At 70.9% G+C, this 12,422-nt stretch carries 11 protein-coding genes and 1 pseudogene; 5 read left to right on the forward strand and 7 right to left on the reverse strand.

Annotated elements, in window-relative coordinates:
• Positions 1 to 100 precede the first annotated feature (100 nt).
• Both dnaK and AC2D8W_RS12325 read right to left on the reverse strand, forming a co-directional pair.
• Positions 101 to 2,059: pseudogene (dnaK, locus tag AC2D8W_RS12320) on the reverse strand (molecular chaperone DnaK); the annotation flags it as partial.
• 148 nt (positions 2,060 to 2,207) lie between these two features.
• Entirely contained in the window at positions 2,208 to 2,669 is a 462-nt protein-coding gene (locus AC2D8W_RS12325) for a hypothetical protein (RefSeq protein WP_484671772.1), read from the reverse strand.
• A 132-nt stretch (positions 2,670 to 2,801) separates the two neighbouring features.
• Here AC2D8W_RS12325 and AC2D8W_RS12330 point away from each other — a divergent pair, with 132 nt between their 5' ends.
• Entirely contained in the window at positions 2,802 to 3,674 is an 873-nt protein-coding gene (locus AC2D8W_RS12330; protein ID WP_293482075.1) for a dienelactone hydrolase family protein, read from the forward strand.
• Between the two features lie 29 nt (positions 3,675 to 3,703).
• Here AC2D8W_RS12330 and AC2D8W_RS12335 read toward each other — a convergent pair whose 3' ends face one another.
• Positions 3,704 to 4,111, reverse strand: a complete 408-nt coding sequence (locus AC2D8W_RS12335) for a hypothetical protein (RefSeq protein ID WP_484671773.1) — start codon at positions 4,109 to 4,111, stop codon at positions 3,704 to 3,706.
• A 141-nt stretch (positions 4,112 to 4,252) separates the two neighbouring features.
• Here AC2D8W_RS12335 and AC2D8W_RS12340 point away from each other — a divergent pair, with 141 nt between their 5' ends.
• Positions 4,253 to 6,610 carry an FtsK/SpoIIIE family DNA translocase gene (locus AC2D8W_RS12340; RefSeq protein WP_484671774.1) on the forward strand — a complete coding sequence of 786 codons (2,358 nt, stop codon included), beginning with the start codon at positions 4,253 to 4,255 and terminating at the stop codon, positions 6,608 to 6,610.
• Between the two features lie 6 nt (positions 6,611 to 6,616).
• Here AC2D8W_RS12340 and AC2D8W_RS12345 read toward each other — a convergent pair whose 3' ends face one another.
• Positions 6,617 to 6,874 (reverse strand): hypothetical protein, encoded by a 258-nt coding sequence (locus tag AC2D8W_RS12345; RefSeq protein ID WP_484671775.1) that lies wholly within the window; start codon positions 6,872 to 6,874, stop codon positions 6,617 to 6,619.
• Between the two features lie 137 nt (positions 6,875 to 7,011).
• On the opposite strand from AC2D8W_RS12345, the gene AC2D8W_RS12350 reads away from it, so the two are divergent.
• On the forward strand, positions 7,012 to 7,824 hold the full coding sequence (locus tag AC2D8W_RS12350) for a PhzF family phenazine biosynthesis protein (RefSeq protein ID WP_484671776.1): 813 nt from the start codon (positions 7,012 to 7,014) through the stop codon (positions 7,822 to 7,824).
• A gap of 79 nt (positions 7,825 to 7,903) precedes the next feature.
• On the opposite strand, the gene AC2D8W_RS12355 is transcribed toward AC2D8W_RS12350, so the two are convergent.
• Positions 7,904 to 8,314 (reverse strand): hypothetical protein, encoded by a 411-nt coding sequence (locus tag AC2D8W_RS12355; protein WP_484671777.1) that lies wholly within the window; start codon positions 8,312 to 8,314, stop codon positions 7,904 to 7,906.
• A gap of 145 nt (positions 8,315 to 8,459) precedes the next feature.
• Complete coding sequence (locus AC2D8W_RS12360; RefSeq protein ID WP_484671778.1) at positions 8,460 to 10,373, reverse strand: ATP-binding protein; 1,914 nt, start codon at positions 10,371 to 10,373, stop codon at positions 8,460 to 8,462.
• A gap of 230 nt (positions 10,374 to 10,603) precedes the next feature.
• Here AC2D8W_RS12360 and AC2D8W_RS12365 point away from each other — a divergent pair, with 230 nt between their 5' ends.
• Positions 10,604 to 10,939 carry a hypothetical protein gene (locus AC2D8W_RS12365; RefSeq protein WP_484671779.1) on the forward strand — a complete coding sequence of 112 codons (336 nt, stop codon included), beginning with the start codon at positions 10,604 to 10,606 and terminating at the stop codon, positions 10,937 to 10,939.
• Positions 10,940 to 11,024: 85 nt separating this feature from the next.
• Positions 11,025 to 11,483 carry a hypothetical protein gene (locus tag AC2D8W_RS12370; protein ID WP_484671780.1) on the forward strand — a complete coding sequence of 153 codons (459 nt, stop codon included), beginning with the start codon at positions 11,025 to 11,027 and terminating at the stop codon, positions 11,481 to 11,483.
• A 31-nt stretch (positions 11,484 to 11,514) separates the two neighbouring features.
• Here the strand turns inward: AC2D8W_RS12370 and AC2D8W_RS12375 are convergent, their stop codons facing one another.
• A complete protein-coding gene (locus AC2D8W_RS12375; RefSeq protein WP_484671781.1) occupies positions 11,515 to 12,411 on the reverse strand; it encodes a DMT family transporter in 897 nt (298 codons plus the stop codon).
• Positions 12,412 to 12,422: the final 11 nt, after the last annotated feature.

The following is a 12,422-nucleotide window of genomic DNA, read 5'->3' on the forward strand; positions in this document are numbered from 1 at the left end:
GCGGGGGAACCTGTTGCTTCAGCAACCGCGAAGGCGGCGGCGACGACCCCAATGACGCCTTCATGCCGTGAGGCAGGTCCGGACGCCATGGGGCGCGTTGTCACGCCGACTTCTTGCCGTCGCCGTCGACTTCCTCGAACTCCGCGTCGACCACGTCGTCAGAGGAGCCGCCCTGGGACGAGGCGCCGTCGGCGCTGCCGCCGTCGTCGCCCTGCTGGGCCTTGTACATGGCCTCGCCCAGCTTCATCGAAGCCTGGATGAGGGTCTGGGTCTTCGCCGAGATCGCCTCGGCGTCGCCGCCCTCCAGCGAGCCCTTCAGGTCGTCGAGCGCCGACTGGATGGCGGACCGGTCGGCCTCGCCCACCTTGTCGCCATGCTCGGCGAGCGCCTTCTCGGTCGAGTGGATGACCGCGTCGGCCTGGTTCTTGGCCTCGACGGCCGCCCTGCGCTTCTCGTCGTCGGCCTTGTTGGACTCGGCTTCCTTGACCATGGCCTCGATGTCCGAATCCGAGAGGCCGCCGTTGGCCTGGATGCGGATCGACTGCTCCTTGCTGGTCGCCTTGTCGCGGGCGGTGACGTGGACGATGCCGTTGGCGTCGATGTCGAAGGTGACCTCGACCTGCGGCACGCCGCGCGGGGCGGGCGGGATGCCGACCAGGTCGAACTGGCCCAGCAGCTTGTTGTCCTGCGCCATCGGGCGTTCGCCCTGGAAGACCCGGATCGTCACGGCCGACTGGTTGTCGTCCGCGGTCGAGAAGGTCTGGCTGCGCTTGGTGGGGATCGTGGTGTTGCGCTCGATCAGCGGGGTGAACACGCCGCCCAGCGTCTCGATGCCCAGCGTCAGCGGGGTCACGTCGAGCAGCAGCACGTCCTTGACGTCGCCGGCCAGGACGCCCGCCTGCACGGCGGCGCCCAGCGCCACGACCTCGTCGGGGTTCACGCCCTTGTGCGGCTCGCGACCGAAGAACGCCTTCACCGTCTCGACGACCTTGGGCATGCGGGTCATGCCGCCGACCAGGATCACCTCGTCGATGTCGGACTTCTTCAGGCCCGCGTCCTTCAGCGCCTGCTCGCAGGGGCCGACGGTCTTCTGGATCAGGTCCTCGACGAGGGCTTCGAGCTTGGCGCGCGACAGCTTGATGTTGAGGTGCAGCGGGCCCGAGGCGTTCATGCTGATGAAGGGCAGGTTCACCTCGTACTGGGTGACGCTGGACAGCTCCTTCTTCGCCTTCTCGGCCTCTTCCTTCAGGCGCTGGAGGGCCAGCTTGTCCTTCCGCAGGTCGACCGACTGCTCCTTCTTGAACTCGTCGGCCAGGTAGTCGACGAGCCGCAGGTCGAAGTCCTCGCCGCCCAGGAAGGTGTCGCCGTTGGTCGACTTCACCTCGAAGACGCCGTCGCCGATCTCCAGGATCGAGACGTCGAAGGTGCCGCCGCCCAGGTCGTAGACCGCGATCTTCTTGCCGTCGTTCTTCTCGAGGCCGTAGGCCAGCGCGGCCGCCGTCGGCTCGTTGATGATGCGCAGGACTTCCAGGCCGGCGATCTTGCCGGCGTCCTTGGTGGCCTGGCGCTGGGCGTCGTTGAAGTAGGCCGGGACGGTGATCACCGCCTTCTCGACCTTCTCGCCGAGGTGCTGCTCGGCGGCTTCCTTCATCTTCTGCAGGATGAAGGCCGACACCTGCTGGGGCGAGTAGTCCTTGCCCTGGGCCTTGACCCAGGCGTCGCCGGTCGGACCCTTGACGATGTCATAGGGCACCATCCCCTTGTCCTTCGACACCACGGGGTCGTCGAAGTTGCGGCCGATCAGGCGCTTGATCGCGAAGAGGGTGTTGGAGGGGTTGGTGACCGCCTGGCGCTTGGCGGGCTGGCCCACGAGGCGCTCGCCGTCATCCTGGAAGGCGACCACCGAGGGCGTGGTCCGCGCGCCTTCGGCGTTCTCGATCACTTTCGGCGTCTTGCCGTCCATGATGGCCACGCACGAATTGGTCGTGCCGAGGTCGATGCCGATAATCTTGCTCATCAGTCGTCTGCTCGCTCCTGTTGGCGGACGCCGCGGGTGGGCCTTCTGATGAAGCGCCCGAGAATAGCGACGCCCCCGGTTCGACTACGTCCCGTCCGGCCCTGCTTCGGGCGAAGGCCGGTGTCGAGAGCGGATATGGGGAAACTCGGGGGCCCTGCAAGGGCAAAGCCCCAATCTCGACAGGGGCTTGTCATGCGACGCCCCGCCAGTTCGTGGCGGCTGCGGCGTAGAGCTCGGCCGGGTGCGGCGTCTCGCCGCCCCGCGAGGCGATGAAGGCGTGCTCCACGACCATGGCCTGCTGCTCGATGTTCAGCCGCGCGAACCCCGGCCCGCGCTCCAGGTCGTAGGCGTAGGCCGCCGCGCCATCGCCCGCCTTGATCTTCGCCAAGAGCAGCCCCACGCCCCGCTGCGCCTGCCAGACGTGCGTGAGCTCATGGACGAACACGGCCTGCCGGCGGAGCGGCTCGTCGGCGAAGTCGAGGGGCGCCGTGGCGGCCGGCCACACCACCAGCCGCGTCCCCGTGACGAACGCGCGGTTCCAGGCGGGCAGCGCGAGGATCCTCACGCGGTCCGTATCCAGCGCCTCGCCGAACACCTCCGCGCCGAGCGCCCGCTCGCCGGCGGTGAGGCGGCGGACGGCCAGGGGTTTCATGCGCAGGCTCATGGCGGTCGGCCTTGATGTTCGACGGCGAAACCCATCAACTCCCGGCGGGCCCCTGATGGTCCTGCGGGGTCCGGGCCGCCGACCGGCGCCGGCGACGGCCCCAATGCTGGAGGAAACGCCATGGTCACCCTAACCCGCCCGGACGGCACGCGCCCCGAGGACCTGCACCTGTCGCGCCGCGGCCTGACCCTGGCGCTGACCGGCGGCTACGCCGTCGCCGCCTGGTCCGCCCAGGCGGAGCCGATCAGGACCGACGGGACGAACCTCGTGCAGAGCGAGCTGACGATCAAGGCGGCCGACCGCGAGATCCCCGCCTTCGTCGCCCGTCCCGCCCGCAACGGACGGTTCCCCTGCGTGGTGCTGATCTCGGAGGTGTTCGGGCTGCACGAGTACATCCGCGACACCTGCCGGCGCCTCGCCAAGGCCGGCTATGTGGTGATCGCGCCCGACTTCTTCGTCCGCGCGGGCGATCCGTCGAAGCTCACCGACTTCCCCGCGATCATGAAGATCGTGGCCACTGCCACGGACGCCCAGGTGACCGGCGACATCAAGGCCGCGCTCGACTGGCTCAAGGCGCAGTCCTTCGCGGACGCGAAGCGGGTGGCGGTCACCGGCTACTGCTGGGGCGGCGCGGTGACCTGGGAGGCCTGCGCCCGCTTCGCGGAGTTCAGGTGCGGCGTCGCGTGGTACGGCCGGCTCACGTCCGGGATGTCGCCGGGGGACGCGTCGAACCGCAATCCGCTCGACCTCGCGCCCGAGCTGAAGGCGCCGGTGCTCGGCCTCTACGGCGAGAAGGACAACGGCATCCCGCTGACGGACGTCGAGAAGATGAAGGCGGCGCTCGCGGCCGCGGGCAAGACCGGCAGCGACATCATCGTCTACCCCGGCGCCCAGCACGGATTCCACGCCGACTATCGGCCCTCGTACAACAAGGAGGCGGCCGAGGACGCCTGGGGCAAGATGCTGGCTTTCTTCAAGAAGAACGGCGTGTAGGGGCGGGCGGCGGAGCGGCGCTGCGCCGCCTAGAACACCGGCTCTTCCACCTTCGGCGGCGGCGTCGGCGCGGGCGCCGCCTCGACCACCGCGGGCGGCGGCGCGGGCGTCACGGCCGCCGCGGCTTCCGGGCCGGCCGGAGCGCCCTTCTCGGCCTCGGCCTTGGCGAGGGCGGCGGCTTCGGCCTTGGCCTTCTCCTCGGCCTCGAGCGCGGCCTGCTCCTCGGGCGTGAGCTCCTCGGGCGTCGGCGCGCCGCCGATCCTCTCGTCGATGAGCGGCGTGGCCTCCTGGGCCTGCAGCACGGCCGCGCCCTTGCCCACGGGACCGTCGCCGGGCAGGCGGCCGCGGGCCGGAGCGGTGAACACGCCCAGCGCGAAGGCGCCGAGGCACGCCACGACGAGGGCGGTCGCCACGAGCTGCAGGACGGGACGGGGCATCGACCAGGACATGGCGCGGACCCTAATGCGCCGGCCCGCCCTGCGGAAGCCCGTCCGGCCGCGGCGCGATCACGGTAAACGCGCGATTAACGGTCGCGGCGGCAGAAAGGGGTGTTCGGCAGTTCGGAGCGTGGGGATTCGATGGCGCGGGTGGCGCGAAAGACCGGCTGGGAGCTGGCGCTCCACATCGGCAGTCTCACCTGGCGGCATCCCGCGACCGCGCGCCTGCGCGGCGGCGTGACCGCGGCGTTCGGCGTGGCCCTGGCCGCGGCCTTCGCCACCTACAACGCGGCGGATCCGAGCCTGAACGCCGCAAGCCCGCTTCAGCCGACGAACGCCCTCGGCGGCGGCGGCGCGGTGCTGGCCGACATCGGAGTGCAGTCGCTGGGCGTGGCCGCCGGCCTGCTGGCGCTCCTGATCGTGACGGTCGGCCTGTCCCGCGTCGCCGATCCCGACCCCGACGCCTCCCGCGCCCGGCTGCGCCTGCGCGCCGCCATCGGGACCCTGGGCGTGCTGATGCTGGCCGGCGCGCTGGCCTGGGCGCCGGTCCCGGCCGCCTGGCCGCTGGCCAAGGGGCTGGGCGGGTTCTGGGGCGACTCGCTCCTGGCCGGCCTGTCGGGCCTGATCGGGTACGCCCGGATTCCCCAGGGCGGCCTCATCGCGGGACTGGTCCTGAGCCTCGCCGGGGCCGTGGCCTATGGCTACAGCCTGGGGCTGTCGCGGCTGGACGCGCGCGGGGTCGCCGACTGGCTGTCGCACGCGCTCACGCCCAAGCCGAAGCTGAAGGCGGCCCGACCCGAGCCGGTGGCGGCCGCCAAGGTGGCCCGCCGCGACCGCGCCGCGGCTCCGCCGGTCGTCCCCGAAGCGGCGGCCGACGACGAGCCCGAGGCCGCCGTGGACGAGCGCACCCTCACCGTCAAGGCGCCGAAGGCCCCGCCCAAGGAGAGCGCCCGCGAGGTCAAGGAGGCGCAGGCCACCTTCGCCTTCGCCCAGGAGGGCGGCTTCCAGCTGCCCGAGCTGTCCATGCTCACCAAGGCGCCCGCCCGCGCCGCGCAGTACGACGAGGGCGCCCTGCGCCAGAACGCCCAGCTGCTCGAGAGCGTGCTGGCCGAGTTCGGCGTCCGCGGCCAGGTGGACCAGATCCGGCCCGGCCCCGTGGTCACGCTCTACGAGCTGGTCCCCGCCGCCGGCGTGAAGTCGGCCCGCGTCGTGGCGCTCGCCGACGACATCGCACGCTCCATGAGCGTCGCCGCCTGCCGCGTCTCGGTGGTCTCCGGGCGCAACGCCATCGGGATCGAGCTGCCGAACCAGCGGCGCGAGACGGTCTATCTGCGCGAGCTCCTCGCCGCGCCCGAGTACGAGCGCGGCGGCCAGGTGGTGCCGGTGGTGCTGGGCGAGACGATCGGCGGCGAGCCCTACATCGCCGACCTCGCCAAGATGCCCCACCTGCTGATCGCGGGGACCACCGGCTCGGGCAAGTCGGTGGGCGTCAACGCCATGATCCTGTCGATCCTCTACCGGCTGCCGCCCGAGCAGTGCCGGCTGATCATGATCGATCCCAAGATGCTGGAGCTGTCGGTCTACGACGGCATCCCGCACCTGCTGGCGCCCGTCGTCACCGATCCCAAGAAGGCCATCGTCGCGCTGAAGTGGACCGTCCGCGAGATGGAGGACCGCTACCGCCGCATGTCGAAGATCGGCGTGCGCAACATCGCCTCGTTCAACGAGCGGGCCCGCGAGGCCATCGCCAAGGGCGAGCATTTCGAGCGCACGGTGCAGACCGGCTTCGACGACGCCGGGCGGCCCATCTTCGAGAGCGAGAAGATCCGGCCCGAGCCGATGCCGTACCTCGTGGTCATCATCGACGAGGTGGCCGACCTGATGATGGTGGCCGGCAAGGACATCGAAGGCGCCGTCCAGCGCCTGGCGCAGATGGCGCGCGCGGCCGGCATCCACCTGATCATGGCCACTCAGCGCCCGTCCGTGGACGTGATCACCGGCACCATCAAGGCCAACTTCCCGACGCGGATCAGCTTCCAGGTCACCTCGAAGATCGACAGCCGGACCATCCTGGGCGAGCAGGGCGCCGAGCAGCTGCTGGGCCAGGGCGACATGCTCTACATGGCCGGCGGCGGCCGCATCACGCGTCTGCACGGCCCGTTCGTGTCGGACGGCGAGGTCGAGGCCGTGGCCAGGTTCCTGCGCGACCAGGGCCAGCCCGCCTACCTCGACGAGGTCACCGCCGGCGGCGACGACGAGGACGGCGACGGCGACGGGGGCGGCTACGGCGGCGGCGACGGGGACGGCAACGACCTCTACGACCGGGCGGTCGCCGTCGTCACCCGCGACGGCAAGGCCTCGACCAGCTACATCCAGCGCCGCCTGCAGATCGGCTACAACCGCGCCGCCTCGCTCATCGAGCGCATGGAGCAGGAAGGCGTCGTCGGCCCCGCGAACCACGCCGGCAAGCGCGAGATCCTGGTCTCGGCCGCGCCGTAGCCGCGATCAGCCGCGGCGGCGCCCGCCGGGCCTGTGGCCGCGCGTCAGCGGGTCGGGCCGCTTCGGCAGGCCCTGTCGCCGGTCGGCGGCGGCATAGCGTTCCTGGCTGGATCCGAGCCCCATCTTCCCCGGCGCCTGCTCGCGCAGGGCGGAATCGCCGCTGCGGAGCCGTCCGATCGCCTCGCGCAGCAGCTCGGCCGTCTCCGCGTCGCCGGCCGCCTCGGCCTCGGCGGCGCGCCGTTCCAGGTCTTCGATCATGTCCATGGGCATGTAACGGCCTCGAGCCCGTGAGGGTGCAGCGACGGGGGCGGGCGGCGGCCCGGTCCGGCGGCGCGGAACTGGCCCTTGCCGAAGCGCGGCCGCCGCCGCAAGTGCGAGGCGCCAACCGAAGGAGGCCGCCCGTGCGCCAGTGGACCGTGGACGCCTTCGCGTCCGCCCCGTTTCGCGGCAACCCCGCCTGCGTGGTCGAGCCCTTCGAGGCCTGGCCCGACACGGCCTGGATGCAGGCGCTCGCGGCCGAGAACAACCAGGCCGAAACGGCGTTCCTGCTGCGGACGCCGGATCCGGCGCGCCTGGGCCTGCGCTGGTTCACGCCGCTTCTGGAGGTGCCGCTCTGCGGGCATGCGACCCTGGCGTCCGGGCATGTGCTGCTGGCCGAACTGGGGCTGACGGCGGACCGCCTCGTCTTCGACACCGCGTCGGGGCCGCTGACGGTCGCCTGTCGCGGCGACGGCTACGAGATGGACTTCCCGGCCCAGCCGCCGGTGCGGACCGACGTCCCGGACGGCCTGTCCGAGGCGCTGGGCGCCACGCCCTCGGAGGTCTGGGCGGGCCCCTATCTCGTCGCGGTGTTCGACGACGAAGCGACGGTGCGGGGCCTCAAACCCGACCTGGCGGCGCTGAACGCCGTCTCGAGCGCAGCCACCGGCGGACGCGGCAACGTGGGCGTGGCGGCGATCGCCGGCAGGGACGCCCCGTGCGATGTCGTCGACCGCTTCTTCGCCCCCGGCTCCGGCATCCCCGAGGACCCCGCGACGGGGTCGCTGCACTGCATCCTGAGCCCGCTGTTCTCGCAGAAGCTCGGGCGCGACACGGTGAGGTTCCACCAGGCCTACCCGGGCCGAGGCGGCGATCTGGAGTGCGAGCATCGGGGGGCGCGGGTGCTGATCCGCGGCCGCGCCGTGACGGTGGTCGAGAGCCGCCTGCGCCTCTGAACGCGCGAACGCGCCCCCGGGAAGTTCCCGAGGGCGCGTCGGTCTCCGCTGGCCAGACCGGCGGGCGGAGCGTCACACCTTAGCGGCGATAGGCGTACTGGCCGTCACGCAGGTTGCGGTCCACGTTCGCTTCGAGCGAGGCGAGACGTTGCTCGAGGTCATTGCGCTCCCAGCGGCTCAGGCCGTTGTGGCGATAGCGGGCCTCGATGCGCACGATCTGGTTGAACCGCTGGCGCAGTTGCGCGGCTTCGCTGCGGGTCAGGTCGCCCCGGCGCAGGCCGCGGTCGATCCGCTGGTCCAGCACCCGCTGCCTCTGGTTGATCTCGAAACCGCGGTTCCAGTCGCGCTGCTGCTGCCAGCCGCTCGCGTGGCGGTCGCTGCGCTCGTAACGCTCGTAACGGTCGTGGTCGCGGCCATAAGGCTGGGCGGCGGCGGGCAGCGCCGTCATGGCGGCCGCGGCGGCGAGGGCGGTGAGAGCGAACTTCTTCATGGCGTATCTCCTATCCGTGCGGAGGCCGGGGGGAGCCGGCTTCCATGCAGCGGATAAAAACACCCGACGGCTGAAGCAGTTCTGAGCCGCCCAGTCGGAAGTCATTCATCTACATTACGAATTGGAGAGGCGAATAAATCCGAGATCAGGCGGCGACGCCGGCCTGACTGGGGGACACGCCGTCGGTGGCGGCGGCGTTCAGGACGCCGGAGATGGCGTCGTACAGCTTGGCGATCTCGATCGGCTTGGCGACGTGCGCGTCCATGCCGACGGCCAGGTACTCCTCGACCTGATGGCTGAGGGCGTTGGCCGTCAGCGCGACGATGGGCGTGCGGCGGCGGCCGCTCGACCGCTCGGCCGCCCGGATGCCGGCGGCGGCGGCGATGCCGTCCATCACCGGCATCTGGATGTCCATCAGGATCAGGTCGTAGGTCCCGGTGCGCCACGCCTCCACGGCTTCCTTGCCGTCGGGAACGATGTGCACCTCGATGCCCAGCGAGCCCAGGACCGCGGCCAGGACCTGCTGGTTGGTCGGGTTGTCCTCGGCCGCGAGGATGCGGAGGTTGGCGTCTTCGGAGCCCGGTCCGGACTCGGACGCCTGGGAGGCCGCCGGTCCGCCGCGCGCCAGCGGCGCCTCGACGATGAACGTCGAGCCGTGGCCCTCCTGGCTCTCCACCTCGATGGAGCCGCCCATCATCTGGGTCAGCTCGCGGCAGATCGCGAGGCCGAGGCCCGTGCCGCCGAAGCGGCGGGTGGCGGAGTTGTCGGCCTGGGTGAACTTCTCGAACAGGTTGGGCAGCTTCTCGGGCGAGATGCCGACGCCGGTGTCCTTGACCGTCAGCCTGAGGCCGCCCGAGGCCGCGACGTCGACCTGGAGCGACACGGCGCCGGACGGGGTGAACTTCACGGCGTTGGACAGCAGGTTGCCCATGATCTGCCGCAGGCGGTCGGCGTCGCCGCGCCACCAGCCCTTCGCGGCGTCGTCGACCTCGACCTGGAAGTCCAGGCTCTTGGCCTCGGCCATCACGACGAAGTTGTCGCGCACGGCGTCCACCGCGGCCTCGATGTCGAAATCCTCTTCGAACAGCGTGAGCTTGCCGGCTTCGATCTTGGACAGGTCGAGGACGTCGTTCAGCACCGCGAGGAGAAGGCCGCCGGACCGGCGGATCACGTCGAGGCGGTCGCGCTGCACGGGCGCCAGGTCGCCCATGGCCATGACCTCGGCCATGGCCAGCACGCCGTTCAGCGGCGTGCGGATCTCGTGGCTCATGTTGGCCAGGAACTGCGTCTTCAGCACATTGGCGGCGTTGGCGGCGTCCCGCGCCACCTCCAGCTCGCGCATGGCGGCTTTGAGGTCGTCCTCCCGCTCGGCGAGCTTCGCCAGAAGGTGGTTGAAGCTCTCGGTGAGGCTCTGGAACAGCTCGTCCGAGGCGTCGACCGGGACGGGCGTGAAGCTGCCGGTCGCCGCCACCTCGTGCATGCCCTGCGAGAGCGCCTGGACCGGGCGTATGACGTTGTGCGCGAGGCTTCGCGCAAGGAACAGGGCCACGCCGACGCCGCCGAACAGCAGGACGAACGTCAGCGCGATGAACTGCGGCAGCATGGGCGCGAGGGACGGCTGCTCGACGGTCACGCTGACCTGCCCCGCAGGCTTGCCTCCGAGCGTCACCGTGCGCGTGATGACCTCCGTGGCGCCGCCCTTGGGCGGCGCGCGGGTGGCGATCGCCGCGAGCCGGCGGCCTTCCGCGTCCACGACGCTGGCCGAAATCACGTCCTTGCTGACCTTGAGGGTCGCAAGGGCGGCCGCCAGCGCCCGCGGGTCGGGCGAGGCGACGGACGGCGCCGCGACCTGCGCCGTGATCTCGGCCAGTTCCTCGTGGAAGCGATGCGACTGCGTGCGGGCTACGGCCCACTGCTGCAGCATGAAGGTGAGACACGCCGCCACGAGCACCACCACGGTGGTGATGAGCCCCACCCCGGCGACGCGGGCATGGAACGTCGCCGTGGGCGCGGCGGCGCGCTCCGCGCTATCGTTCGGGTTGTCCCACAGGCCCGGCATGACGCGCCCGTCTTAGCGCGCCGAGTCCTAACGCTTCGCTTCCGTGGGCCAAACTGCAACCCAGCGTGGGCGCCGCCCGGCCATGCCAACGGCGGCAAAGCTGTGCCATTTCGGCCACGGCACAACCCTGCGCGGGCAAAATTATGGTTAACAACCACTGAATCGGTTGCGTGTGCGGTAACCTCTGCTTTACCTTAACGAGTGTCGGGTCAACTCTAGGGGTGCAATCAATGGAAAAGGTCTTCGTGGCCCAGCGCGTGGCCAAGAAGCTGTTCATCACCGAAGCGGCGGTGGACGGTGCTATGGTTGAGGCCGCCGAGCTGCTCAGCGAAATGCTGAAGGCCCGCAAGGACGTGAACGCGTCGCTGGTCTTCGCCGACGACGTGCAGGTCAAGATGATGGAAGCCATCAAGGCGCTGAGCGAAGCTCGCACCGCCATGGTCGCTGTCCATACCGAGCTCAACGAGGCCAAGCTCCGCCTCGGCATCCGTACGAAGATGGACAACATGGAAAAGCCGCCGCAAGCGGTCGACCACTCCGTCACGACGATGCGCGAGGTCGGCTGATCGGCCGCTAGGCCGGTCGCGCGACCGATCGTTGCAAGACTTTAACTGGTTGGGCGCCCCTGGTGTGCATTAGGGGCGCTTGATCATGTCCGGGCATCTGCTCTACCTGGCCCTTCAGGCTTTCTCGGTTTTCGCCGGGATCTTCGCCTTCTGGAAGGGCGGCGCCGCCGAACGCCTGGCCGCAGGCGTCGTGATCGTCAACGTCGCCGTCGGCTATCTCGCCGGCCGGCACCTCGCCGACCTCGGGGAGGTCGTCCGCCTGGGCAACGACGGCCTGGCCGCGCTGGCCCTGCTGGCGATCACCCTCCGCTTCGGCGCGCCCTGGATGGGCGGCGCGATGCTCTTCTACGCCGCGCAGTTCGCCCTGCATTCGTACCTGATCGTGATGGAGCGGCCGGTCGACTACTGGATCGCGCTCATCAACAACATCAACTGGAATGGGGTCGTGTGGTGCCTGATCATCGGCACGGCGACCTCCTGGCGCGCGCGCGTCCGGCGCGCCCGCGCACGGGCGACCCAGCTGGCGCAGCAGGACGCGGCCTGACGCCGCCTGGAACGCCCGCGGCGCTCCGTCCTCACGACCGCGCCGGCCACCGTGGCGTCATCGTCGCCAGTGCGACGCCCGCGAGGATCAAGCCCAGCGCCACGAACGCCGGCCACCCGGGCCGCTCGCCCAGCATCGCCATCCCCAGGGCCGTGGCGATGCAGGGCGCGAGATAGATCGACATCGACATGAACAGCGGTCCTCGCCGCTGGACGAGGAAGACGTAGCCGATGTTCGAGAGGCCGGTGGACACCGCGCCCAGGACGAGCACGGCGGCCAGCGACGGCGTCGGGATGGGCCAGGCCGGCGGCGCCTCGAACGCCGCCGCCAGGCCGATGGCGACCACGAACGCCCACCCCACCATCATCAGCGCGCCCACCGAGGCCGACACATGCGGCGCCGTGCGCGTGGCCACGTTGGCGATCGCGTACAGCAGCGATCCGAACAGCGCCGCCGACAGCGCCAGCGCCTCGACGGACGCGCCCGCCGCGAGGCGCGGCGCGACCAGGGCCACGAGGCCCGCGAAGCCGATCGCGATCCCCAGCGTCTTGCGCGGCGTCAGGCGATCGCCGGCCAGGAAGATATGGGCGAGCACGCCGGTGAAGATGGGCGAGGCGCCGTTGCAGATGGCCACCACGGCGCTGGGCGTGCGCTGCGACGCATAGGCGAAGAAGCCCAGCGGGATCGCCATGCCGACCGCGCCCAGGAACAGGTAGGCCCGCCACGCCGGGTGCCGGAGCGGCGGCAACCGATCGCCCTTCACGACCAGGGCCACGGCGAGCGTCAGCGTCGCCACGCCCGTGCGGATGGCCGAGGTCCAGAGCGGATCGATGTGCTCGGTGGCCACCTTCAGGAAGGCGAAGCCGGACCCCCAGATGGCCACGAGCAGGGCCATCACCGCCCAGTCGAAGCCCGCGCGCGATTGCATGCGGGCTTGGA

This window comes from Phenylobacterium sp. T106 (assembly GCF_057219735.1).

Bases quoted from the DNA above. Each gene is read 5' to 3' on its own strand.
- AC2D8W_RS12340 (WP_484671774.1), top strand. From the start codon at position 4,253: ATGGCGCGGGTGGCGCGAAAGACCGGCTGGGAGCTGGCGCTCCACATC.
- AC2D8W_RS12355 (WP_484671777.1), bottom strand. From the start codon at position 8,314: ATGAAGAAGTTCGCTCTCACCGCCCTCGCCGCCGCGGCCGCCATGACG.
- AC2D8W_RS12370 (WP_484671780.1), top strand. From the start codon at position 11,025: ATGTCCGGGCATCTGCTCTACCTGGCCCTTCAGGCTTTCTCGGTTTTC.
- AC2D8W_RS12325 (WP_484671772.1), bottom strand. From the start codon at position 2,669: ATGAAACCCCTGGCCGTCCGCCGCCTCACCGCCGGCGAGCGGGCGCTC.
- AC2D8W_RS12345 (WP_484671775.1), bottom strand. From the start codon at position 6,874: ATGGACATGATCGAAGACCTGGAACGGCGCGCCGCCGAGGCCGAGGCG.
- AC2D8W_RS12365 (WP_484671779.1), top strand. From the start codon at position 10,604: ATGGAAAAGGTCTTCGTGGCCCAGCGCGTGGCCAAGAAGCTGTTCATC.
- AC2D8W_RS12375 (WP_484671781.1), bottom strand. From the start codon at position 12,411: ATGCAATCGCGCGCGGGCTTCGACTGGGCGGTGATGGCCCTGCTCGTG.
- AC2D8W_RS12330 (WP_293482075.1), top strand. From the start codon at position 2,802: ATGGTCACCCTAACCCGCCCGGACGGCACGCGCCCCGAGGACCTGCAC.
- AC2D8W_RS12360 (WP_484671778.1), bottom strand. From the start codon at position 10,373: ATGCCGGGCCTGTGGGACAACCCGAACGATAGCGCGGAGCGCGCCGCC.
- AC2D8W_RS12335 (WP_484671773.1), bottom strand. From the start codon at position 4,111: ATGCCCCGTCCCGTCCTGCAGCTCGTGGCGACCGCCCTCGTCGTGGCG.